The 21,949-nt window shown below is 67.1% G+C and carries 21 protein-coding genes and 2 tRNA genes; 10 read left to right on the forward strand and 13 right to left on the reverse strand.

The genetic code is table 11. From position 1 onward, the window contains the following. Positions 1–90 precede the first annotated feature (90 nt). A complete protein-coding gene (gene coq7, locus V3B46_RS08375) occupies positions 91–735 on the reverse strand; it encodes a 2-polyprenyl-3-methyl-6-methoxy-1,4-benzoquinone monooxygenase (RefSeq protein ID WP_154264641.1) in 645 nt (214 codons plus the stop codon). 197 nt (positions 736–932) lie between these two features. Here coq7 and rplM point away from each other — a divergent pair, with 197 nt between their 5' ends. Continuing rightward, positions 933–1,361 carry a 50S ribosomal protein L13 gene (gene rplM / locus V3B46_RS08380; RefSeq protein WP_005414692.1) on the forward strand — a complete coding sequence of 143 codons (429 nt, stop codon included), beginning with the start codon at positions 933–935 and terminating at the stop codon, positions 1,359–1,361. Positions 1,362–1,363: 2 nt separating this feature from the next. Beyond that, positions 1,364–1,756, forward strand: coding sequence for a 30S ribosomal protein S9 (rpsI, locus tag V3B46_RS08385; protein ID WP_005411311.1), 393 nt, complete (start codon positions 1,364–1,366; stop codon positions 1,754–1,756). A gap of 307 nt (positions 1,757–2,063) precedes the next feature. Here the strand turns inward: rpsI and V3B46_RS08390 are convergent. Further along, a tRNA-Gln gene (locus V3B46_RS08390) sits at positions 2,064–2,138 on the reverse strand. Between the two features lie 55 nt (positions 2,139–2,193). Continuing rightward, positions 2,194–2,270 (reverse strand) — tRNA-Met (locus tag V3B46_RS08395). 120 nt (positions 2,271–2,390) lie between these two features. On the opposite strand from V3B46_RS08395, the gene V3B46_RS08400 reads away from it, so the two are divergent. From V3B46_RS08400 to bfr, 3 genes are all read left to right on the forward strand, one after another. Continuing rightward, positions 2,391–3,011 (forward strand): RNA pyrophosphohydrolase, encoded by a 621-nt coding sequence (locus tag V3B46_RS08400; RefSeq protein WP_106469339.1) that lies wholly within the window; start codon positions 2,391–2,393, stop codon positions 3,009–3,011. A 108-nt stretch (positions 3,012–3,119) separates the two neighbouring features. Next, the gene (locus V3B46_RS08405; RefSeq protein ID WP_005411309.1) at positions 3,120–3,329 is read left to right on the forward strand and encodes a (2Fe-2S)-binding protein; all 210 of its coding nucleotides are present in this window, start codon (positions 3,120–3,122) and stop codon (positions 3,327–3,329) included. Between the two features lie 143 nt (positions 3,330–3,472). Beyond that, complete coding sequence (gene bfr, locus V3B46_RS08410; RefSeq protein ID WP_005419804.1) at positions 3,473–3,943, forward strand: bacterioferritin; 471 nt, start codon at positions 3,473–3,475, stop codon at positions 3,941–3,943. A 58-nt stretch (positions 3,944–4,001) separates the two neighbouring features. Here bfr and V3B46_RS08415 read toward each other — a convergent pair whose 3' ends face one another. The 3 genes from V3B46_RS08415 to V3B46_RS08425 are packed head-to-tail and all read right to left on the reverse strand — an operon-like array spanning position 4,002 to position 8,750. After that, complete coding sequence (locus tag V3B46_RS08415) at positions 4,002–6,200, reverse strand: ATP-binding protein (RefSeq protein ID WP_329891658.1); 2,199 nt, start codon at positions 6,198–6,200, stop codon at positions 4,002–4,004. A 1-nt stretch (position 6,201) separates the two neighbouring features. Next, on the reverse strand, positions 6,202–8,088 hold the full coding sequence (locus tag V3B46_RS08420; RefSeq protein WP_329891659.1) for an EAL domain-containing protein: 1,887 nt from the start codon (positions 8,086–8,088) through the stop codon (positions 6,202–6,204). Between the two features lie 44 nt (positions 8,089–8,132). Further along, a complete protein-coding gene (locus V3B46_RS08425; protein ID WP_329891660.1) occupies positions 8,133–8,750 on the reverse strand; it encodes a DUF4126 domain-containing protein in 618 nt (205 codons plus the stop codon). Positions 8,751–8,929: 179 nt separating this feature from the next. On the opposite strand from V3B46_RS08425, the gene V3B46_RS08430 reads away from it, so the two are divergent. From V3B46_RS08430 to ampE, 5 genes are all read left to right on the forward strand, one after another. Beyond that, positions 8,930–9,673, forward strand: a complete 744-nt coding sequence (locus tag V3B46_RS08430) for a DUF6776 family protein (RefSeq protein ID WP_088479076.1) — start codon at positions 8,930–8,932, stop codon at positions 9,671–9,673. Positions 9,674–9,677: 4 nt separating this feature from the next. Continuing rightward, complete coding sequence (locus tag V3B46_RS08435) at positions 9,678–10,142, forward strand: bactofilin family protein (protein WP_006398829.1); 465 nt, start codon at positions 9,678–9,680, stop codon at positions 10,140–10,142. 31 nt (positions 10,143–10,173) lie between these two features. Next, positions 10,174–10,566 (forward strand): iron-sulfur cluster insertion protein ErpA, encoded by a 393-nt coding sequence (erpA, locus tag V3B46_RS08440; RefSeq protein WP_005419789.1) that lies wholly within the window; start codon positions 10,174–10,176, stop codon positions 10,564–10,566. 147 nt (positions 10,567–10,713) lie between these two features. Continuing rightward, positions 10,714–11,619 (forward strand): NAD(+) diphosphatase, encoded by a 906-nt coding sequence (gene nudC / locus V3B46_RS08445; RefSeq protein WP_154264636.1) that lies wholly within the window; start codon positions 10,714–10,716, stop codon positions 11,617–11,619. A 134-nt stretch (positions 11,620–11,753) separates the two neighbouring features. Continuing rightward, positions 11,754–12,641, forward strand: a complete 888-nt coding sequence (ampE, locus tag V3B46_RS08450; protein ID WP_032127176.1) for a regulatory signaling modulator protein AmpE — start codon at positions 11,754–11,756, stop codon at positions 12,639–12,641. Positions 12,642–13,134: 493 nt separating this feature from the next. Here ampE and V3B46_RS08455 read toward each other — a convergent pair whose 3' ends face one another. The 7 genes from V3B46_RS08455 to V3B46_RS08485 all read right to left on the reverse strand — a co-directional run bounded on the left by V3B46_RS08455 (position 13,135) and on the right by V3B46_RS08485 (position 21,707). Continuing rightward, positions 13,135–13,560: a DUF2752 domain-containing protein gene (locus V3B46_RS08455; RefSeq protein WP_006473646.1), complete on the reverse strand. Its 426-nt coding sequence runs from the start codon at positions 13,558–13,560 to the stop codon at positions 13,135–13,137. 43 nt (positions 13,561–13,603) lie between these two features. Further along, positions 13,604–13,882: a CD225/dispanin family protein gene (locus V3B46_RS08460; protein ID WP_005411298.1), complete on the reverse strand. Its 279-nt coding sequence runs from the start codon at positions 13,880–13,882 to the stop codon at positions 13,604–13,606. 34 nt (positions 13,883–13,916) lie between these two features. Continuing rightward, positions 13,917–14,204, reverse strand: coding sequence for a CD225/dispanin family protein (locus V3B46_RS08465; RefSeq protein ID WP_005419784.1), 288 nt, complete (start codon positions 14,202–14,204; stop codon positions 13,917–13,919). Between the two features lie 182 nt (positions 14,205–14,386). Then, positions 14,387–16,276, reverse strand: coding sequence for an MFS transporter (locus V3B46_RS08470; protein WP_329891661.1), 1,890 nt, complete (start codon positions 16,274–16,276; stop codon positions 14,387–14,389). Positions 16,277–16,373: 97 nt separating this feature from the next. Continuing rightward, complete coding sequence (locus V3B46_RS08475) at positions 16,374–17,168, reverse strand: SDR family NAD(P)-dependent oxidoreductase (protein ID WP_329891662.1); 795 nt, start codon at positions 17,166–17,168, stop codon at positions 16,374–16,376. Positions 17,169–17,309: 141 nt separating this feature from the next. Further along, positions 17,310–19,487 carry a YccS family putative transporter gene (gene yccS / locus V3B46_RS08480; RefSeq protein ID WP_329891663.1) on the reverse strand — a complete coding sequence of 726 codons (2,178 nt, stop codon included), beginning with the start codon at positions 19,485–19,487 and terminating at the stop codon, positions 17,310–17,312. A gap of 162 nt (positions 19,488–19,649) precedes the next feature. Further along, on the reverse strand, positions 19,650–21,707 hold the full coding sequence (locus V3B46_RS08485) for a TonB-dependent siderophore receptor (protein ID WP_329891664.1): 2,058 nt from the start codon (positions 21,705–21,707) through the stop codon (positions 19,650–19,652). Positions 21,708–21,949: the final 242 nt, after the last annotated feature.

Raw genomic sequence — 21,949 nt, forward strand, 5'->3', positions numbered from 1 at the left:
CCCCCCACACCCCCCCACCCCGCGCGCCGCCCCCGCCCCCCCCCCCCCCGCCCCCCCCCCCCCCCCCCCCCCCCCCCCACTACCCGCGACTTACAGCCGGTAGGCGATGGTCTTCATCACCTTGGAAGCCAGCGCCATCGCGCCCGGGATCGGGAATGGCAGGCGGCGTGCGCCGGCCTGCTCGGCGTGGTCCGCATGGCGGGCCTCGTCTTCCTTCATCACGGCGATGACCGCGCGGCTGCGCAGGTCGCCGGCCGGCAGGTCGACCAGGTGCTCGTCCAGGTGTGCCTCCACCTGGCGCTCGGTCTCGACCACGAAGCCCAGGTTCCAGCCGTCGCCACGCAGCCCGGCCAGGGTGCCGATGGTGTAGCTGCCGGCGTACCAGAGCGGGTTGAACAGGCTCGGACGGCTGTCCAGTTCGCCCAGGCGGGTGGCGCACCAGGCCAGGTGGTCGGTCTCTTCCTGGGCCGCTTCCAGCAGGTGTTCACGCGTGGCCGGGTCGCGGGCCACGGCGGCCTGGCCGAAGTACAGGCCCTGCGCGCAGACCTCGCCGACGTGGTTGATCCGCATCAGCCCGGCCGCATGGCGGCGCTCGGCGCGGTCCATGCCGGGCTCGTCGGTCTCCGTGGCCGGGTAGGGACGGGCCGCCGGCGGGTTGCCGAACACCGTGTCCAGGGCGCGCTGCGCCTCGGTCAGCAGGTGGTCCAGCGGGGTGATCTGGCGGAGCACGGTCATGGCGGTACACGGTGGGGCGGAAGACCCCGCGATTCTCGCCCGGCCCCGTCCCCCTGCCAACCCGGTCAAGGGCCGGCTTGCAACGAGGGGCTGACCTGCGTACAATCCCGCCTCTTACGCTTCACCTTTTCACAACGCGTGGCAGAGTTCCGGCGAACCTTTCGCCGCAATGAGCCCGACCTAACCTAGAGTTCTTCATGAGCACTTTCACTGCCAAGAACGAGACCGTCCAGCGCGACTGGTACCTCGTCGACGCCGAGGGCAAGACCCTGGGCCGTCTCGCCACCGAGCTGGCCCGCCGTCTGCGCGGCAAGCACAAGCCGGTCTACACCCCCCACGTTGATACCGGCGACTACCTGGTCGTCATCAATGCAGAAAAGATTGCCGTCACCGGCAAGAAGCTGCAGGACAAGATGTATCACCGTTTCACCGGTTACATCGGCAACCTGAAGACCGAATCCCTGGCCCAGGCGCTGGAGCGCCACCCGGAGCGCGTGATCGAGATCGCCGTGAAGGGCATGCTGCCGAAGGGCCCGCTGGGTCGCCAGATGTACCGCAAGCTCAAGGTCTACGCCGGCACTGAGCATCCGCACGCCGCACAGCAGCCGCAGGTTCTGGATATCTAATCATGGCTATCACTCAAAACTACGGCACTGGCCGCCGCAAGTCCTCCACCGCTCGCGTGTTCCTGCGCAAGGGTTCGGGCAACATCACCGTCAATGGCCGTCCGCTGGACGAGTTCTTCGGTCGTGAGACCGCGCGCATGATCGTGCGCCAGCCGCTCGAGCTGACCAAGAACACCGAAAGCTTCGACATCCTGGTCACCGCCGCTGGCGGCGGCACCACCGGCCAGGCCGGTGCGATCCGTCTGGGCATCGCCCGTGCTCTGGTCGAGTACGACGAAACCCTGAAGTCCGAGCTGCGCAAGGCTGGCTTCATGACCCGTGACGCCCGTGAAGTCGAGCGTAAGAAGGTCGGTCTGCACAAGGCACGCCGCGCCACCCAGTTCTCCAAGCGCTGATCTACCGCGCCTGGTTGGGCTCCTTCGGGAGCCCGCTGGTTGGACAAGCAAAAGCCCGGCTTCGGCCGGGCTTTTGTCGTTCTGGGGAGTGCATTTCGAGGTTGCCGGCCAGCGGCCGGCACTACCCGGGGCGTTGCATGTCAGCAGGGCGGGGTTCTGCAGAAAGGGATCCCACCCCGGACGCCTCTCTGGAGAAGAGCCCCCTTGATGTTCAAGGGGGTGCGTCGGCAGGCGCGGGGATAAGGTGGGATGCGTGACCAAACAAAAAAAAGCCTGATCTTTCGATCAGGCTTTTTTCTTTTTTGTTTGGCTGCCCCGGATGGATTCGAACCACCGAATGCCTGAGTCAGAGTCAGGTGCCTTACCGCTTGGCGACGGGGCAAAACGTGCAACTATTTTCTCACTTTTCACGCTGAAAAACAACTTGATTTTCAGCGTGGTGGCTATGGGTGGACTCGAACCACCGACCCCAGCATTATGAGTGCTGTGCTCTAACCGGCTGAGCTACATAGCCTTGGTGAGCCCGCTATTCTGCGGATGTGTATCGCCCCTGTCAACACTTTTGTATCGTGCTTGTGGGTCGACAGGCGGCATGGGATAGTCCCGACCAGTAGATTTTCTAGGAGTCCGCATCGTGATCGATCCGGACGGCTATCGACCGAACGTCGGCATTGTGCTGATGCGGCAGGACGGCCAGGTGTTCTGGGCACGACGCGTGCGCCGGGACGGCTGGCAGTTCCCGCAGGGTGGCATGAACACCGACGAGACGCCTGTCGAGGCCATGTATCGTGAACTGCAGGAAGAGACCGGCCTGCTGCCTGAGCATGTGGAAGTGCTCGGGGCGACGCCCGGCTGGCTGCGCTACAAGCTGCCGGCGCGGGCCATCCGCCGCCAGGAGCGGCAGGTCTGCATCGGCCAGAAGCAGGTCTGGTTCCTGCTGCGCCTGACCGGCGACGAATCCCACGTGAAGCTGGACCACACCGACTCGCCCGAGTTCGATCACTGGCGCTGGGTGGACTTCTGGTACCCGGTGGAGCATGTGGTGATGTTCAAGCGTGGCGTCTATGCGCGCGCCTTGCGACATCTGGCGCCGTTGGCGCGCGGGGTCGCCGGGCAGGGCGTGACCGCCATGCCCAAGAGTGCCGCCGAGGCCTGGATGCCAGGGCATACCGCCGGGCATGAGCGGCCACGCAAGCGCCCACGGACCCGCGGCTACTGGCCGAAGAAGGCCACCGGGGATGGTCCGGCCACGTGACCGGCTGAACCGTATCGAGAATGGTTCAGGTCTCTGATTGACAACCATTCTCGTTTCCATTGGAATAGCCAACAGGCCACTCTTGGCCTGTCAGCCCGGTTCACGCCTGTGTACGTCTGCATCTGCAACGGAGTCACCGACCACCAGATCCGCGAAGCCGCCAGCCATGGCGTCAGCACGGTGGCCGAACTGACCATGCGTACCGGTTGTGGTGCCACCTGCGGTTCCTGCCTGGACATGGCCGGTGATCTGCTGGCCAAGGCGCGTGCCACCCACGATCTGCCGCTGCCGGTCCTCGGTCTGGCCCAGGTCGCCTGATCGTCTCTTTCGCGGCGCGTTGACGCCGCGCTTTCGCACCCTTCACGTGCGGCCGCACAGGCCAATGCGCACGATTCGCGTTCCTTCACGGCCGCGCGCAAGGCGTTAAAGTGCCTGCGTTTTCAGCGTGCAGGAGCACCCCCATGAAGGGCGACACCAAGGTCATCGAATTCCTCAACAAGGTCCTCTACAACGAGCTGACCGCGATCAACCAGTACTTCCTGCACGCCAAGATGCTGAAGAACTGGGGCATCAAGGAGCTGGCCGAACACGAGTACAAGGAATCGATCGACGAGATGAAGCATGCCGACATGCTCGCCGACCGCATCCTGTTCCTCGAAGGCCTGCCGAACTTCCAGGCGCTGGGCAAGCTGCGCATTGGCGAGAATCCGACCGAGATCCTGCAGTGCGACCTGTCGCTGGAACGCGACGGCGTGGTGACCCTGCGCGAGGCCGTGGCCTACTCCGATTCGGTAGGCGACTACGTCAGCCGCCAGCTGTTCGTGAAGATCCTCGACTCGGAAGAAGAGCACATCGACTGGCTGGAAACCCAGCTGGACCTGATCGAGCGTATCGGCGAGCCGAAGTACCTGCTGAGCAAGCTGGAAGAGTGACGTAGCGTCGAGCTTGCTCGACTGTGATCAGCATGGCGATGGTCGAGCAAGCTCGACGCTACCGATGCTGTGCCAGGTAGCCCGTCAGCGCCACGCGCGCCCGGGCGAATTCGGCAACCAGCAGCGCCACCGCCACTGCGGGGCGCTGCAGGCTGCCACTACGGGCTTCGTGCTCGATCCGCTGCGCGATTGCCGACAGCGACAACGCCCCCACGTTCGCACTCGATGATTTAAGGCTGTGGGCGATTGCCTGCAGTCGCGGCTCGTCGCTGCTCTGCGCGGCCTGCTGCAGCTGCTGCACCATCGCCGGCGCATCCTCCAGGAACACCGAGACGATCTGAAGGGCGGTATCGCCGATCACCGCGTGCAGTTCGTCCAGCACATCACGGTCCAGCACCGTTTGCGTCACCGCTTGGCTTTTCGTCTCTTGTAGAGCCGGGCCATGCTCGGCTGGCGGGATTCCACTGGCCCCGGATGCATCGCCGTCGAGCAAGCTCGACGCTACGATATCGCGTGATCGCTGCCCCCAGCGCTTCAACAGCGCATGCAAGGTGGCGCGTGCGATCGGCTTGGACAGGTAGTCGTCCATGCCGGCCTGCAGGCAGCGTTCGCGGTCACCGGCCATGGCGTTGGCCGTCATCGCGATGATCGGCAACCGCGAGCGCCCGGTTTCCGTTTCTTCCGCACGCCAGCGGCGCGTCGCGGCGTAGCCGTCCAGCACCGGCATCTGGCAATCCATCAGCACCACGTCCACGCCGCCTTCGCGAAGGGCGGCCAGTGCCTGCTCGCCGTCGGCGGCGTTGCGCACCTCGCACTGGAACACGCGCAGCAGATGCTCGGCCACCATCCGGTTGACCGTGTTGTCTTCCACCAGCAGCACGCGCAGGTGCAGTGGCGGCAGCGTCGGTGCGGGCAAGCCGTCTTCGGCATTGGACAGCAGGGCGGCAGGGCGGGCAGGCGTGGCAGGCGCCGCCAGCAGTGCATGCAGGGCTGCATCATCGAAATGCGGGAGCAGCTGGCGTTGGCGCGGGCGTTGTGGCGGCGTGTCTTCCTGCAGCCACAGCACCTGCAGTGCGTCATCGTCGCCGCGCTCGGCCAGCGCCTGCTGCAGCGTGACCTCGCCGTTGCGGCGTGTGCGGGAATCGACAATCAGCCATGCCGGCGCCGGTTGTCCGGGCCGCGCGGGAGCACGCAGGCGCTCGGCCACGGCATCCAGCTGTGCCAGCACCTGCACCTGCAGGCCATGGTGGGCGGCAATGCGCTCGATGCGTGCCTGCAGCGTTGCATCGGCACTGAACAACAGTAGCGCTGTGGGGGCGCGCGCCATCGCAGGCAGGTCGCCGGGTACTTTCAGCAGCGGGATCTCGAACCAGAACGTTGCGCCCTGGCCGGGCGTGGACTGCACGCCGATCTGCCCGTGCATCAGGTCGATGATGCGCTTGCAGATGGCCAGGCCCAGGCCGGTGCCACCGTAGATGCGCGTGGTCGAGGCATCGGCCTGGCTGAAGGACTGGAACAGGCGTGCCTGCAGTGCCTCATCGATGCCGATGCCGGTGTCGATGATCTCGAAGCGCAGCTGGTGCTGCGCGGCACCTTCGCCCAGGCGCTGCACGCGCAGCTGCACCTGGCCGCGGGCGGTGAACTTGATGGCATTGGCCAGCAGGTTGCTCAGCACCTGGCGCAGGCGTACCGGGTCGCCGCGCACGGGCAGGCGCACCGATGGATCCAGTTGCAGGCCCAGGGCCAGGCCCTTGGCGTCGGCGGCCCGCTGCATCAGCTGCACCACGCCATCGAGCAGGTCGCGCAGGTTGAAGCTGGTGATCTCCAGTTCCAGTGCCTGCGCTTCCAGCCGGGAGTAGTCGAGGATGTCGTCGACGATGCGCAGCAGCTGCTGCGAGCTGGCCGAAGCAGTGGCCAGCATCTGCCGCTGGTCTTCACCCAGCGGCCCGCGCGCGATCAGCTCCAGCATCGGCAGGATGCCGTTGAGTGGCGTGCGGATCTCGTGGCTCATCGTGGCCAGGAACTCGCCCTTGGCCAGCACGGCCGCTTCGGCGGCCTGCTTGGCCTGCAGCAGCTGCTGTTCCAGCTGGCCCTGGCGTTCGGTGGTGCGGCGCAGCTGGTCGCGCTCGCTGGCCAGCGCGCTGTGCTCGCGCTGCAGCTGGGCCAGTGCGCGGCTGCGCGTGCGCAGGCGCAGGCCCAACAGCAGCACCACGGCGGCTGCGGCAAGGGCAACCAGCAGCACGCCCCACAGCGGCACGTCAGAGCACCGCGTTGTGGAAGTCGAAGTTCAGGTCACTGCCGGCCGACTGCACCATGTTGCCCTGGATGTAATCGACGCCGCCGACCCACATCGCTGCCGCGGCCTGCGGGTCCTCGATCTGCTGGCCGATGATCTGCAACCCCGCCGCATGTGCCTGTTCGATCGCCTTGCGCAGTTCCTCGCGCGTGGCAGGGTTGGAATGGCTGCTGGAGAAGCGCGCAGCCATGCGCACGAACGACAGCGGCAGCTGGGTCAGCAGTGCATCGGCTTCGCCACTGGGTTCGAACTGGCTCAGGCAGAAACGCACGCCGGCGCCGGCCATGCGCTGGCAGAACTGTTGCAGCGGCACGGTGTGGATCAGCGCGTCGGGCAGGCGCACGTCGATCACCAGCGCACTGCCGGGCAGGTCACGCTGCTGCAGCGATTCCAGCAGCCAGTCGCCAAAGGCATCGCGCTGCAGGGTGCGCAGCGACTGCGAAACGAACAGGTGCAGCGGTTGCGTTGCGTGCCGGTACAGGTCCAGCAGGCCCAGCGCATGGTCCATCACCTGCTGGTCGAGGTCGGCGATGCGGCCTGCCGCTTCGGCGGCGGGAATCACCTGGCCGGCCGCCAGCACCGTGCCGTCGGCCTGGCGCAGGCGCAGCAGCAGCTGGTACTGCGCGGTGTTGCCACCGGCGACGGCGACGATCGGCTGATAGGCCAGCTCCAGCTGGCCCTCCAGCAGTGCCAGGTGTTCCTGTTCGGTGACGGCCTGGCGGTGCACATGGCCTGCCACGCCGGCGCTGAGCAGGCGTGCCTGCAGGGTGGTGCGCTCGACCGCTTCCAGTGCAGCGTTGGCATCGTCGAAGCCCGGCGACAGCGGCGCGTAACCCACCACGCCGCGCAGATGCACCGATTCATCATCGCGGATCACGAAGGCGCGCGCCGAGAGCTGCTCACGCAGGGTCGCGGCGATGCTTTCCAGGCTGTCTTCATCGGTATTGCGGGCCAGCAGCAGGAAGCTGTTGTCGTTCAGGCGTGCCAGCAGGTGCGGCTGGCCGGCCTCTGCCAGGCGCTGCCCGGCCTGCACCATCAGGCGCTCGAAGGCGGCGTAGCCATAGCGTTCGCGCAGGCCCAGCGCGCTGGCCACTTCAATGAAGAACACGCCGCCCCGGTCGCGATGGGTGAGGGTGGCGTTGAGTTGCTGCAGCACGTGGTGACGTGTCGGCAGGCCGGTTTCCGGATTGCTGGTGGCCGGTGCGCCGGTGGCACCGGGCAGGGTCGCGGCCTGCGCACGTGCGCGGCGGATGCGGTTGGCCACGGCGGCGATCAGGTGGCGGGGGCGGATCGGCTTGCTCAGGTAATCGTCGGCGCCGCTGTCGAGCACTTCGAACTGGCGTTCCGGGTCCGGATCGCCGCTCAGGAACACGATCGGCAGCAACTGCAGGCCAGGCTGCTGGCGGATCAGCGCGGTCAGGCGCATGCCGTCCAGGCCGGGCAGGTGCAGGTCCATCAGGATCAGGTCGGGGCGATGCTCCTTGATCGCCTGCAGCGCGCCGTCGGCATCGCTGTGCACGATCGCCTGCATCCCGGCGCCATGCAGAACGCTCTGTGCGAACAGGGCCTGCGCGCGGTCGTCCTCGACGATCAGCACGCGGTACGGCGAATCGGAGGGCGGCGGCGCCTGGTCGTTGTTGCCAGCCTCGGCCAGCACGGCCGGGCCCGGCAGCGGCGGCGGTGCGCTGCCGATCGATGCGGGTGCGTCGGAGGCGGCCAGCGGCGGAGCCGCAGCCGGCGCTGCGGCGACCGCGCTCGCCGGTTCAGCGGTCCAGCGTTGCCAATGATCGGCCGGAGGGGTTTCAGCGCGTCCCGGGCGGGCGCCCGCGGGGGATTCGTTTGCGGCCATCGGTGCTCCTGGTGTTCGCGTCCATTATGCGACAAGCCCGGCGATCAACCGGTACCGGGCTGGCGTGGACTGTCGGGCGACGCACTGCGTGCCAGCCAGCGCACGCCCTTCCACAGGGCGCGCCAGACCAGCCACACCAGCAGCGCGCCGGCCAGGCTGCAGGCCAGCACCACGATCAGCGCGACCCACGGGTGTGCCAGGGCCAGGGCCAGGCCACCGACCACCACGGTGTCCTCGGCGGCGGAGGCCACCCAGTTGCTGGCAGGCTCGGGCGAGGTATTGAGCAGGGCGCGGGTGCCGGCCTTCAGGCCATGGCTGGCCAGCGCGACACCGGCACCGGCAGCAAGTGCGCCGGTGCCCAGCTGCCCATCCGGCGACAGCGTGGCTGCGGCAAGGAAGGCACCTGCGGGTACGCGTGCCAGGGTCTGCACCAGATCCCACGCCGAGTCGACGCCGGGAATCTTGTCGGCGAAGAATTCGGTCACCGCCAGCGCTGCCGAGGTGCCCAGCACCCACCACGATTCGGTGGCCTGCAGGGCCGGCGGCAGGTCGACCCAGCCGAGCAGGCCGGCCAGGCCGACACCGAACACGGTGAGGTAGACGCGGATACCGGCCAGCCAGGCCAGCAGGATGCCGATCACGAACAGGTGGGCTTCGGTCATGGCGATGCTCCGGCGACGGAACTGTGCAGGGGACCACACTATCGACGATGGCATGCCTGAACGCCACAGACGGTGGCTCGCCACTGCGCAGGAAACCCACCCGTCCTGTCATACACTAGCCCGTCGTTTGCCACAGGGGCCGTACCGGTGTCGCCCTCGCGATGCCCCGGAATCCACCCATGACCAACCGTCCTCCCATGCGCGTGCAGGTTCGCCTGCCCGGCGCACCGCAACCACCTGTCGACCGCCGCCGCCTGCTGGTGATCGGCGGCATCTGGCTGCTCAGCCTGGTGCTGGCGGTGCTGGGTGGCTGCTGGATGGCCACGCCGCGCGATGCACAGGGCCAGCGCCTGCAGGCCGCCGAGAAGCGCGCCGAGACGTTGCAGGCGCAGCTGACCGAACTGCGCCAGAAGCAGGCCACGCTGGAAGCCTCCGACCGCATCAGCCGCGCCGCCAACACCGAGGTGCAGTCCTCGCTGGCCGAACGCGATGAGGAAATCGCCGGCCTGCGTGCCGACGTTGCCTTCTATGAGCGCCTGGTGGGTTCGACCAGCCAGCGCAAGGGCCTGAACACCCATTCGATCGAGTTCAGCCCGGAAGCGGCCGGCACCTGGCAGTACACCGCCGTGCTGACACAGAACCTCAACCGCGGCGCCATCAGCCAGGGGCAGATGCGTTTCACCGTGGAAGGCGTCAAGAACGGCAAGCTGGCCACGATCAGCTGGGATGATCTGCACCAGCGCAGCAAGGTACCGGGACAGGATTACTCGTTCCGGTACTTCCAGCAGCTCACCGGCAGCGTGATGCTGCCGGCTGACTTCACCCCGCAACGCGTGCGGGTGACATTGGGGAGTGGTACGGGGGGTACCACCCAGGTATTCGACTGGAAACAGGCCGGTGCGCCGGCCGCCAAAGGGGAGTAGGCAGATGTTCGGAAGCAGCAAATCCAACCGTGAAGGCCAGCTGGTGGTGGATGCCCTGATCGGCAACCAGGTGGTGATCCGCGGTGATGTGGAATTCAGTGGTGGCCTGTACGTGGAAGGCCGCATCCACGGCAAGGTGATCGCCGCTGAAGGCGCCAGTGGCGCGACCCTGACGGTCGCCGAGCATGGCGTGATCGAAGGTGAGATCCGTGCCCAGGTGGTGGTCATCAGTGGCCGCCTGGACGGCGACGTGCATGCCACCGAGAAGGTCGAACTGACCCCGAGCGCGCGGGTCAATGGCAACGTCCATTACCAGGTGGTGGAGATGAATGCGGGTGCCCAGCTGAACGGTCGCCTGATCCATGCCAGCGCCCCGATGGCTGCCCTGCCGGCCCCGGAAGGTGATGAGGCCAATGGCGGCAAGGGTGACACCGCCGCACGCCGCAAGCTGGCCGAGGCGATGGCTTGAAAGCCATCGTCGGCGCCCCCATGCTGGCACCATGAGCACGCTAGTCTCCCTGCCCGGCGCCACCCCGGTTGCCGCGCCCGATTACCAGTCGCTGGAGCGCCCGCTGAACTTCACCGAGTCGGCGGCCGCCAAGGTCAAATCCCTGATCCAGGAAGAGGGCAACCCCGACCTGGCCCTGCGCGTGTACATCGAAGGCGGTGGCTGTTCGGGCTTCCAGTACGGGTTCGAGTTCGACGAGAACCGTGCCGAGGATGACCTGGCGGTACAGACCAGCGGGGTGACCCTGCTGGTCGACCCGCTGAGCCTGCAGTACCTGATGGGCGCCGAGGTGGACTACACCGAGAGCCTGACCGGTGCCCAGTTCGTGATCCGCAACCCGAACGCCAAGACCACCTGCGGCTGCGGCAGCAGCTTCAGCATGTAAGAGCCCTGTGGCCGGGATGTGCCAACCAGGGTTGGCACTTCAGTAGATCCACGCCATGCGTGGATGCTGTGCCTGCACGCCCCACTACGGCAGATTGCGCACAGCGCCGACCTTGCCACCTGCATCGAATGGCGGCACGCTTGCCGGATGCCCAATACTCTTTCGCCGCTTTCCGGTTTCGCCTTCGTTGGCGAACCGCTGGAGCGCGCCGATGCCCTGCGCGACGATGCCGATGCACTGGCGCGCCTGTGGCCGGGCGCGCGCATTCTCGTGCTCGATCAGGACGGCAGCGCCTTCACCGGCGATGACGACCAGCCGCTGGCGCTGACCGGCGCCGACATCGGCGGTGGCCCCGGTGCCGCGATCTTCCTCGGCCTGCGTGGGGAGCAGGCCTGGTTCTCGGTCGAAGCCAGCAACGTCACCGTCACCGCTCCGCGCCGCCTCGACCTGCGCCAGGCCGCACTGCTGTGGTCGATGGCCGATGCGACCGCCTTCAGCTATGCCCGCGGCATGTCCTACTGGCATTCGCGCACCCGTTTCTGCGGCGTGTGCGGCGGCGCCGTGACGTTTGCCCGCGGCGGCTTCGTCGGTCGTTGCGCGCAGTGTTCCACCGAGCACTACCCGCGTGTCGATCCTGCCGTGATCGTGGCGGTGGAGAACCAGGGTCGGCTGCTGCTGGGCCGGCAGTCGAACTGGGCACCGCGGCGTTACTCGGTGCTGGCCGGCTTCGTCGAACCCGGCGAGACCTTCGAGCAGACCGTGGTGCGTGAAGTGCACGAGGAGAGCAAGGTACGGGTGACCGCCTGCCAGTACCTCGGTTCGCAGCCGTGGCCGTTCCCGGGCGCGCTGATGATCGGTTTCCGTGCACAGGCGCAGGATGACCTGCCGACCGTGGATGGCGAGCTGGAAGATGCGCGCTGGTTCAGTGCCGACGAGGTCGGTGCTGCACTGGCACGCGATGTGGAGGACGATGGCCAGGGCATCCGCCTGTCGCCGCCGATCTCGATTTCGCGCGGCCTGATCGAACACTGGTACCGGCAGCAGAAGGGCTGAGCGGGGCTGACGGTGGCGCCTGTATTGCCGCCACCTGAACACGGCCCGGGTTACAGTCCGGTTCACCGCTGAGGGCGACGCTGCGACAGGTAAGGTAGCGACGCCGAGCGTTCTGTTTCGTAGGGAGACCTGCCATGTTCACCACTCTGGCCGCCGTGCTGGTGGCACTGGCCCTGGGCCATGTTGCCCCGGCCGCTGCCGCCTCGCTGCGCCGTTTCGACGGCTTCCGGCGTTGGCTGGGCTGGCTGGACGCGCGGGGTGGCAAGGCCTGGCAGGGACCGGCCGGCGTTGCCCTGGCACTGCTGCCGCCGCTGTTGCTGATGGCGCTGCTGGCGTGGCTGCTGCGCGGGGTGCTGTTCGGCCTGCCGTCGCTGCTGCTGGGCGTGGCGGTGCTGGCGTGGTGCTGGGGCCCGCGCGATCTGGACCGCGATATCGAAGCGATCATCGATGCCGATGACGCGGCGACGCGCCAGGCCGCGGTGCGTAACCTGCAGGCGGCCGGTGGCAGCCTGCGCGAGGACATTCCGTCACTGGTCGAGGCAACCGTGCTCAACGCCTTGCGGCGCTGGTTCGCGGTGCTGTTCTGGTTCCTGCTGCTGGGCCCGGCCGGTGCGCTGGGCTATCGCCTGTTGGCATTGATGGCTGAAAGCCCGATGCGCGCCCGCGTGCCGGTGGAGCCGCTGGCGCTGGCGCAGCGCCTGCTGGGCTGGATCGAGTGGCCGGTGGCACAGCTGATGGCGTTTTCGATGGCGCTGGTGGGCAACTTCGATACGGCGTGGAAGGCCTGGCGCCAGGCCCACGGCGAGCGCCTGGCCGGCAACATCGGCTTCCTGGGCGCGGTGGCGCGGGCCAGCGTCAATGCTGAGCTGCGCGAGGATGCGCATGATTACACCGAGGCGGGGCTGTTGCCGGTGTGGCAGCGGTTGCCGGACCTGCGTGATGCGATGAGCCTGGTGTGGAGGATGCTGCTGCTGTGGCTGGCGATCCTCGCCCTGCTGGTGATTGCAGGCTGGGTGACGTAGTGGCTTTTGCAGGGCTTGCAGCCCTGCACCTGCAGAGGCAACAGCAACAGCAACAGCAACAGCGGCTCTGGATTGCTGATGCTCTGGCGGGGGGGGGGGGGGGGGGGGGGGCCCCCCCCCGACCCCCCCCCCCGGGGGGGGGGGGGGCCCCCCCCCCCCCGCCGGGCCCCCCCCCCGCCCCACCCCCGACAGATTCCGGCGGCTGTTGGTAGGTGTCGACCTTGGTCGACACGGTAGATCCACGCCATGCGTGGTTGCAGAGCGAAGCGATCCGCTTCCGCTTTTGATCTTCTCTTTATTTTCCGTGGTGGACGCACACGGAAACTGTCCGTGGCCGGGTGGGATGGGTTTGCGGGGGTGTCCGCGGCATGGATGCCGCGGCCAAGCCTCCACGGACGGATTCACGGCGTCCCCCGCAAACCCATCCCGCCCGGCCAACCCCATGATCGACAAACGTCGCCCACCACGAGGGGCTGCGCCGTTGGCTGGAAACCTAGATCGGTGCCAGTGCGGTGAACGGCGCCCACGGCAGGTTGCGCAGCAGCGCATACCCGGGCAGCACCCAGAGCCAGAACACGGGATTGGCCAGCACCCGCATCAGCGGGTCGAGCACACGGGGGCGGATGCCTGCGATGTTCAGCAGCATCAGCAACAGGAACGGCAGGCTGATGACCAGCAGCGGGTTCATCGCCATCGCGCCGGGCAGGTCGAAGTGGACCAGGGAGTACAGGCAGCGCGTGCTGCCACAGCCCGGGCAGTACAGGCCGGTCAGCGCGTACAGCGGGCAGCTCGGCAGGGGATTGCCGGCGACATACGGATTGACGTTGCGCAGCACCACCGTGGCACCCACGGCCAGGCCGGCGGAAACCAGCAGCGGTGCCCAGCGGGCGAGTCGGGAACGAGCGGGAAGCGCGGACATGCAACAACGGATCCGGCGCAGGCGCCGGATCCGCCCAGGCGTATCAGTAGCCGCTGTTGCTCATCGCGCCCATGCCGCCGAGCACAACGAAGAACAGCACGTACAGCACGACCAGCACGGCCCAGGCGATGGCCGACCAGATGGCCCACTTCTTGGCCTTGGCAGCGGAGTCCTGGGCACCGGCGATGTCGCCAGCAGCCAGCTTGCCGTTGACCTGTGCGGCGTAGACGATCGACACGATGCCGGCCGGCAGGCAGCAGAACAGGGTGGTCAGGATCGCCCAGACCAGGTTGTTCGGGACCTGCGGAGTCGCAGTATTCATGGGTTCAAGCTCCTTGATGGGTGGTGGTGGTGAATCATTGGTCGGAAAGAGCGCCCAGTACGGCCAAGCCGCCGAACAGCCCGAACCACAACAGCAACAGGACCGGCAGGGCCACGGCCGAAGCCACCGCCCACCAGCCCGCCTTGCGCGACGCACTGTAGGCCCCCGGCAGGTCGCCGGCCGCGCGGCGGCCATCGACCTGGGAGGCGTACACGATCGACACCACGCCCAACGGCAGGCAGCAGAACAGCGTCGTCAGGATCGCCCAGACCAGATGGTTGGGGATGTAGACCGGACGGCTGAGCGGTGGTGGTTGATTCAAAGCGAGACTCCATTCCTTGGTGGCCGGCCATGATGAATCGGCCGGACCTCCCCCCTGTGGGTGCGTAATCTACCGCAACCTGCGTTGCATGTATGCGTTTACAGTCACGACATGCCACGTACGCCAGTGAACGGTGACGCATGCGGGGGAAGTTGCCGGACCCGCTTGGCGGACCGATTCCGTCAGGCGTGATCGCCGCGCAGGGCCCGCACCTGGGCCTCCAGCACCGGTGCGCTGGTGCTGTGGCCATCCACGGCCGCTGCCGCCACCACCTCGACGGTGGCGCGGAAACGGCGCGGTACGCGCATGCGGCCCAGGCGGCTGTCGCGCCGGCTCCACATGCTCGACCACATGCCGCGCAGCGCCATCGGCACCACCGGCACCGGCCGCCGTTCGAGGATCTTCTCGACGCCGGACTTGAACGGTGCCATCGCACCATCCTTGGTCAGCGCGCCTTCCGGGAAGATGCAGACCAGCTCGCCTTCGGCCAGCGCAGCGTCGATGTCATCGAACGCGCGCTGCATCAGCGCCGGGTCTTCGCGCGCACCGGCGATCGGGATCGCCTTGGCGGTCCGGAAGATCCAGCGCATCACCGGGATGTTGAAGATCTTGTAGTACATGACGAAGCGCACCGGGCGCGGAATCGTCGCCGACAGGATCAGTGCGTCCATGTAGCTGACATGATTGCAGACCAGCAGCGCGGCACCCTCGTCCGGCACGTTGGCCTCGATGCCGTGCGGGCGCAGGCGGTACAGGGTGCGCACCATCAGCCAGCTGAGGAAGCGCATCAGGAATTCGGGGACGATGGTGAAGATGTAGATCGCCACCAGTGCGTTGGCGATGGCCAGCGCCAGGAACTGCTGCGGGATGGTCCAGTGCAGCAGCTTGTGCGCGGCCAGCGACAGCAGGGCTGCGCCGACGATGAAGCCGGAGTTCTGGATGTTCAGCGCCGCAAACACGCGCGACATCTGCGCCTTCGGCGTGCGGCTCTGGATCAGCGCGAACAGCGGCACCACGAAGATGCCGGTGAACAGGCCGATGCCGATCAGGTCGATGACGATGCGGATGCTGCCCGGCTGCTGCAGGAACGTCCCGATGGTCAGTCCGTGCACGGTCGCTTCGCCACTGCGGGCGAAATACAGGTCGAGCAGGAACGCGGTCATGCCGAACGCACCCAGCGGCACCAGGCCGATTTCCACCGTGCGTGCCGACAGCTTCTCGCACAGCAGCGAACCGATGCCGGTGCCGACCGAGAACAGGGCCAGCGCAAAGATATACAGGGTCGGCTCACCGCCGAGGTTGGTCACGGCATAGGCCGGCAGCTGCGAGGTCAGCACGGTGCCGACGAACCAGAACCAGGACACGCCCAGGATTGAATTGCGCACCGCCTTCTGCTGGCGCGCCATGCGCAGCACCGCCAGTGATTCGGGCAGCGGGTTCCAGTTGATCTTCAGGTTCGGGTCGCCGGCATCGACCCTGGGAATCAGGCGCGCGGCGATGTTGCCGCAGATCGCCAGGCCGATGATCGCGCAGGCCGCCACCACCGTGCCGTGGCTGCCGGCCACGGTGAACACCAGGCCGCCGACGATCATGCCGGACAGGATCGACATCGAGGTGCCCATTTCAACCAGGCCGTTGCCACCGGTCAGCTCTTCGGGCTTGAGCACCGAGGGCAGCACCGAGTACTTCACCGGGCCGAACAGGGTCGACTGCATGCCGGTGCAGAACAGGGCGACCAGCAGCACCGGCAGGCTCTGGGTGAGGAAGCCGGTGGCCGCCAGCGACATGATCACGATCTCCATGGTGGTGGTGATCACGATCAGCCGCGATTTTTCCAGTTTGTCGGCGATCTGCCCGGCCAGTGCCGAGAACAGGAAGTACGGCAGGATGAAGATGGCAGGTGCCAACGTGGCATACAGCCCCAGCTCTTCCTCCGGCACGGCCATGAACAGCAACATGCTGATGATCGCCTGCCGGTACACGTTGTCGTTGAACGCTCCAAGCGCCTGGACGACGAAGAACGGCAGGAAACGGCGCTGGCGCAGCAGGGCGAACTGGTTGTGACCGGACATGGAGCCTCCTTGACCGGCGCAGCCTAGCATTCCTGCCTATCCGCTGTGGGTGCGGACCTGTGGGTGCGGACCGTTGGTCCGCACACGTTGAAAGGTCTCAGACGATATCGTCGACCACGCCGCCATCCACGCGCAGCGCCGCACCCGAGGTCGCCGAGGCCTGTGGCGAGGCCAGGTACACCACCATGTTGGCCACTTCCTCGACCGTGGCGGTGCGCTGGATCACCGAAGACGGCCGGTGCGTCATCACGAACTCGCGGCCGATCTGCTCCAGTGGCTTGCCGCTGCGCTGGCGTTCATCTTCGAACATCGCCGCGAAGCCGTCGGACAGGGTAGGGCCGGGCAGCACTGCGTTGACGGTGACGCCGCTGCCGGCCACACGCTTGGCCAGGCCGCGCGACAGCGACAGCTGCGCGGTCTTGCTGACACCGTAGTGGATCATGTCGGCCGGAATGTTGCGTGCCGATTCGGACGAGATGAACAGCACGCGACCCCAGCCGGCATCGACCATGGCCGGCAACAATGCCCGCGACAGGCGTACCCCGGACATCACATTGGTCTGCCAGTAACGCTCCCAGGTTGCGTCCTCGGTCTCGAAGAAGTCCTCGGGGCCGAAAATGCCGGCGTTGTTGACCAGGATGTCGACCTTGGGCAGGCCTGCCAGCAGCGTGCCGACGCCGGCCGCATCGGAGAGGTCCGCGGCCACGCCGAGCACGTCGGCACCCGGAACGGCGTCGAGCAGGCGCTGGCGGGCGCGTTCGACGCTGTCGGTGCTGCGGCCGTTGAGAATGATCCGCGCGCCCGCGTTGGCCAGGCCCTGGGCGATGGCCAGGCCGATGCCGGCGGTGGAGGCGGTGACCAGCGCGGTGCGGCCGGAGAGTTCAATCTTCATGGGGAATCCGGGGGGCAGAGGATTACCCAGTATCCGCGCGGGAACGTGATCGGGGCGCATCGCCATACGCAACACACGGTTGCACGCGGTGCAGTAGATCCACGCCATGCGTGGATGGAATGTCCGACCAGCGATGAGGGATCAGGTCAGGCTGGTCACCGCCTCATTCGCCGCTGCCCGCACCTTCGGCAGCAGCCGCAGCACCAGCGCCATCTGCGTGCGGATCAGCTGCAGCTTCGGCGGCATCGCCTCGCCGATCTGCTCCAGTTCGGCGGCCACCGCGCGGTCGGCATCATTGTCCTCTTCCGCGACCGGTTGCCGAGCGGTAAGGGCCGTCGCCAGCTGCTGCAGCGCCTTGCGCACGCGCTCACCGGCAGCCAGCGCCAGCGGATCGCCAGCGTAGCTGTCCACCTGGTCGCGGTGCGCACCCAGGGCCGACAGGTGCCCGAGCAGTGTGTTGGACAGCGCCAGGAAGTGGAAGCCGGCATCCAGGTTGCGGCGCACATGGCCGGGCTCACGCAGCATGTTCGACAACGCGGTGGATAGCGCGGCGTCGGCGTTGTGCATGTCGCGGCGGGCGATGCGGTAGGCCAGATCGTCACGCATGCCACTGCGGTACTGGCCCAGCACCGAATCCAGATAGCGCGCGGCGGTGTCCAGTACCCGCGCCAGTACAAGGTGCAGCTGCCGGCCCTGCCAGTCGGGCAGGATCAGGAACGCGGCCGCGGCGGCGATCGCACAGCCCAGCAGCGTATCGACCATGCGCGGCACGATCAGCACGAAGCCGTCGCCGATCAGGTTGAAGCAGGTCAGGGCCATCACCGTGATCGCCGCCGAGGCCACCAGATAGCGGTCGGTGCGGGTGAAGAAGAACAGCAGCGCCGACAGCAGCGCGATCAGCAGCTGCACGTGCAGTTGCGGGAACAGCTGCAGCAGTGCCCAGGTCAGCACCAGGCCGGCCACGGTGCCGACGATGCGTTGTGCAAGGCGCTGGCGGGTCGCGCCGAAGTTGGGGCGGCACACGAACACGATGGTCAGCAGCACCCACGAGCCGTTCTGTGCATTGAACAAGCGGATAGCCGCGAAGCCGACGATCAGGGCCAATGCCATGCGCAGGCCGTGGCGGAACAGGACCGAGCCGGGCGTGAGCTGCTGGCGCACGCGCACGCCCATCTCGCGAAGGGTGTGCGGGTTGCTGTCGCGCAAGCGGGTATCGACGTTGTCCAGGCTGGCTTCGGAGCGCTCTGCATCCAGCAGGCGGCGCTCGATGCTGCGCAGGTTGTGCACCAGCAGGTCCAGCGAGCCAAGCAGTCGCTGCCACTGCGGCCGCTGCTGGTCGCGCAGATAGGCCAGCGCATCGGCCAGGTCGCGCCCGGCCTGCTGGTTGCTTTCGCCATACACGAACGGACGGCGCAGGCGGATCGCCTCGCCCAGCCGTGCGCAGGCCTGCCCCTGCAGGTCGAGCAGGCGCTGGCAGCGGTACAGCACGTCGCTGTGGAAGAAGGCATCGACCAGCGCACCGTACGGGTAGTGCGAGGAGCTGGCGCGCTCGTGGAAATCCTGTGCCATGTAATAGAGGCGCAGGTACAGGCCGGAGTTCACGCCGGGCCGCCCGGAACGGCCGAAGCGGGCCAGGATCGCGGTCTTGGCTTCATTCAATGCACCGACCACGCGCCGGTTCTGTTCGGCCAGGTCGAGCTGGCGACGTTGCAGGTCGGCCTCGCGCACCGGCTCGAACAGTGTTGCCTTCAACTGCAGGTAGCGGCCCAGTTCAACGTACAGTCGCGCCACGCGTTCGCGTACCGGACGGTTGGCGAACAGTGCGGTCCACAGGATCGACAGCAGGCCGTACCAGATCGCACCGGCCAGCAGGTGGCTGACCGCGTCCAGCGCGCTGTGCAGGTCGCTGGCGCCATGCTGCTCCAGCCCGATCATGGTGTAGATCGCCAGCGTTACCGTGGCCTGGGCGATGGACGCGTAGCGCTCGCCGAGCGCACCCAGCAGGGTCAACCCGAAGGTGGACAGCGCCAGCGCGCCGATGAAGATCCATGGCCATGGGAACAGCCAGATCACCGAAGCGGCGGCAAGGCAGAAGCACAGCAGCGACAGCAGAACCGCCTTGGTACGGCCCCACCAGTTGTCATCGGTCTCGGCGATGGCGCTGGCGATGATGCCGAGGAACACGCCGGGCAGGGCAGTGAGCGCGTCCAGCTGCCAGCACACGGCAAGCGCTGCGGTCAGGGCGATGAACACCCGAAGGCCATAACTGGCCTTTTCGTGGGCCCACAGGCGGCTGAGGCGGGATTCGCGGGCGGGCATGCAGGCTCGGTGGAAGGGTCTCCCACCATTATTGCGGGTGCGGGGTGAAGGGGACAGCCCGCGAAGGAATACCCGGTAGTGCCGGCCGCTGGCCGGCTCTCATGCGCCCGGACGGAGGTGCGAGGAGCCGGCCGCCGGCTGGCACTACCGGTTTGCCGGGCATTACATGTCGAACCGCACGCTCACAGCGAACGTGCGTGGCAGGCCGGCGCCGGCGTTGGACCAGTACTTCCGGTTGGCCAGGTTCTCGACGCTGGCACGCAGGGTCACCGGATGGCCGGACGCCAGCAGGCGATAGCCGATGCCTGCATTCACCAGCGTGTAGCCAGGCAGCTTCAGGGTGTTGTCGGCGTCGTACCAGACATCGCCGTAATAGCGCACGGCGGCATAGGTTTCCAAGCCATCTACCCACGGCAGCTGGTAGGTAGCGTGCAGTACGCCGCTCCAGCGCGCAGCACCGGCGGTGCGGTTGCCTTCCTGTGCGGCGCTGCCCGGGGACAGCTTGTCGTAGGTCGGATCCAGCCAGGTGACGCCGCCGCCGACGGTCAGTGCATCGTTGAGGTGCAGGTCGGCACTGGCTTCAATGCCTTCGTACAGCGTGATGCCGTCCTGCACCAGGCGCTTGCCGGCCGGCGTGAGCTCATCGATGTTGGCACCACGTTCCAGCCGGAACGCGGCCACGTTCGCATTCCAACGCGCCGCTTCGACCTTGGCACCGATCTCGTACTGCTTGCTGATGGTGGGATCGAGCACGTCACCGGCGTTGATGTAGCTGTTGCCTACGCGGCTGCCCGCTTCCAGCGACTCGATGTAGCTGGCGTAAAGGGTGACCGCCTCGCTGGGCTTGAACATCACGGCGTAGGTCGGGGTGACCGGGTAGGTGTGGTATCGCCCCTTGGTTTCGAAGTCGTTGTAGCGCCAACCCGCCAGTACCGACCAGCCGCTGCCGAGATCGACGGTATCGCTTGCGAACACCGCCTGCTGCACCGTCTCGTCGCCGCGGGTCATCACCCGCGAACCGACGGCGTCGTGGCGGATGGCATGGCGCTGGTACAGGTTGGCGCGGCCAATCAGGTTCCACTCGTAGGGGCGGTCCCAGCCCAGTCCGGTCTGGTGGCTGATGCCCGCCACCACCTGATGCTGAAGGGGGCCGGTGCGGAAGCTGCCCTGCAGCATCGCCTGGGCCAGCTTCCACTCGCTCTTGCCACCCAGTTCGTAGACGTTGACGTCGTAGTCGCCGTTGAGATCGTCGATGTAGGCGAAGATCTTGTTGACGTCATTCCACGAGGTGGTGACGCCGTAACTCAGGCTGGCTTTCCAGTCGCCGTTGATCTGCCAGTTCAAGCCGGTCGACAGCAGGCTGGAACGGGTGTCGTAGTAGGTGCCGGGTACGCTGTTGTCGGTATCCCCCGCGATCGGCCGCGGCAACGAGGTCAGGCCACGGAAGTAGTACTGCGGCGATTCTTCGCGCAGCTCGCGCGACTGGAACACACCGTCGAAGGTCCAGGTGAGCGCATCACTCAGGCGCGCATCCAGCGACAGTGCGCCAACCTTGCGATCGACGTGCCCACCATTGAAAGTCTCGCCTTTTTCCTGGAAGGCGTTGAAGCGGTAGCCGAACATCTGCTCGTTGCCGAAGCGGCCGCCAACGTCGATGCCGCCGCTGACGATGCCCTGTTCGCGCCAGCCCAGTTGGGCGGAGAAGGTGGGCGTGTCCGTCGGCTTCTTGGTGATGTAGTTGACGATGCCGCCAGGGGTGCCGAAGCCATACAGGAATCCGCCCGGGCCTTTCAGCAGATCGACCTGTTCCATCACTTCCAGCGGCCATTCGGTGCCCCAGGAAGAGACCTGCAGGCCATTGACCCGGTAGCTGTCGTAGTTCAGCTCCAGACCGCGGTTGCGGATGGGCGAGCTCCAGCCACTGGCATAGGCGCTGACCTGGGTGCTGACCGAAGGGTCGAGCAGGAAGGCTTCGCCCAGCGAGACCACCTGGCGCTGCTCGATCTGCTCGCGGCCAACAGCGGTGATCGCGAACGGAGTGTCGCGCAGGGCGCGGTCGCCCAGTGCGCCAGCGTCGGTATGGGTGCGTTCGGCGGTGACCTTCACCGCATCCAGATCGGTGGCGTTACGGCTGACGGCCGGCGCTTCGGCATGGGCAGCGCAGGCGGCTGACAGGGCGACGGCCAGCAGGGCCAAGCGGGGGGAATGGGAAGGCAGCATCGATGGTGGTCCTCGACGGACGGCCACAGGCCATCCGCCCACGGGTGGGGGAAAGGGCAGTGGCTGGGATCACGCAGGCTGGCCGGAGATGGCAGCGGGGCGCCGCGAAGGGGCGCAGGACCATGGCTGGATGAGAATTGTTCTCTTTTCGTTGCCGCGCGTCAAACCCGGAGGCGTGCGGACCAACGGTCCGCACCCACCATCTGCATCCACGGTAGTGCCGGCCGCTGGCCGGCAGATTG

It is taken from the genome of Stenotrophomonas sp. SMYL11, assembly GCF_036320005.1.
GTDB lineage: Bacteria > Pseudomonadota > Gammaproteobacteria > Xanthomonadales > Xanthomonadaceae > Stenotrophomonas > Stenotrophomonas maltophilia_A.

Bases quoted from the DNA above. Each gene is read 5' to 3' on its own strand.
- coq7 (WP_154264641.1), bottom strand. From the start codon at position 735: ATGACCGTGCTCCGCCAGATCACCCCGCTGGACCACCTGCTGACCGAG.
- rplM (WP_005414692.1), top strand. From the start codon at position 933: ATGAGCACTTTCACTGCCAAGAACGAGACCGTCCAGCGCGACTGGTAC.
- rpsI (WP_005411311.1), top strand. From the start codon at position 1,364: ATGGCTATCACTCAAAACTACGGCACTGGCCGCCGCAAGTCCTCCACC.
- bfr (WP_005419804.1), top strand. From the start codon at position 3,473: ATGAAGGGCGACACCAAGGTCATCGAATTCCTCAACAAGGTCCTCTAC.
- V3B46_RS08420 (WP_329891659.1), bottom strand. From the start codon at position 8,088: ATGGCCGCAAACGAATCCCCCGCGGGCGCCCGCCCGGGACGCGCTGAA.
- V3B46_RS08425 (WP_329891660.1), bottom strand. From the start codon at position 8,750: ATGACCGAAGCCCACCTGTTCGTGATCGGCATCCTGCTGGCCTGGCTG.
- V3B46_RS08430 (WP_088479076.1), top strand. From the start codon at position 8,930: ATGACCAACCGTCCTCCCATGCGCGTGCAGGTTCGCCTGCCCGGCGCA.
- V3B46_RS08435 (WP_006398829.1), top strand. From the start codon at position 9,678: ATGTTCGGAAGCAGCAAATCCAACCGTGAAGGCCAGCTGGTGGTGGAT.
- erpA (WP_005419789.1), top strand. From the start codon at position 10,174: ATGAGCACGCTAGTCTCCCTGCCCGGCGCCACCCCGGTTGCCGCGCCC.
- nudC (WP_154264636.1), top strand. From the start codon at position 10,714: ATGCCCAATACTCTTTCGCCGCTTTCCGGTTTCGCCTTCGTTGGCGAA.
- ampE (WP_032127176.1), top strand. From the start codon at position 11,754: ATGTTCACCACTCTGGCCGCCGTGCTGGTGGCACTGGCCCTGGGCCAT.
- V3B46_RS08455 (WP_006473646.1), bottom strand. From the start codon at position 13,560: ATGTCCGCGCTTCCCGCTCGTTCCCGACTCGCCCGCTGGGCACCGCTG.
- V3B46_RS08460 (WP_005411298.1), bottom strand. From the start codon at position 13,882: ATGAATACTGCGACTCCGCAGGTCCCGAACAACCTGGTCTGGGCGATC.
- V3B46_RS08470 (WP_329891661.1), bottom strand. From the start codon at position 16,276: ATGTCCGGTCACAACCAGTTCGCCCTGCTGCGCCAGCGCCGTTTCCTG.
- V3B46_RS08475 (WP_329891662.1), bottom strand. From the start codon at position 17,168: ATGAAGATTGAACTCTCCGGCCGCACCGCGCTGGTCACCGCCTCCACC.
- yccS (WP_329891663.1), bottom strand. From the start codon at position 19,487: ATGCCCGCCCGCGAATCCCGCCTCAGCCGCCTGTGGGCCCACGAAAAG.
- V3B46_RS08485 (WP_329891664.1), bottom strand. From the start codon at position 21,707: ATGCTGCCTTCCCATTCCCCCCGCTTGGCCCTGCTGGCCGTCGCCCTG.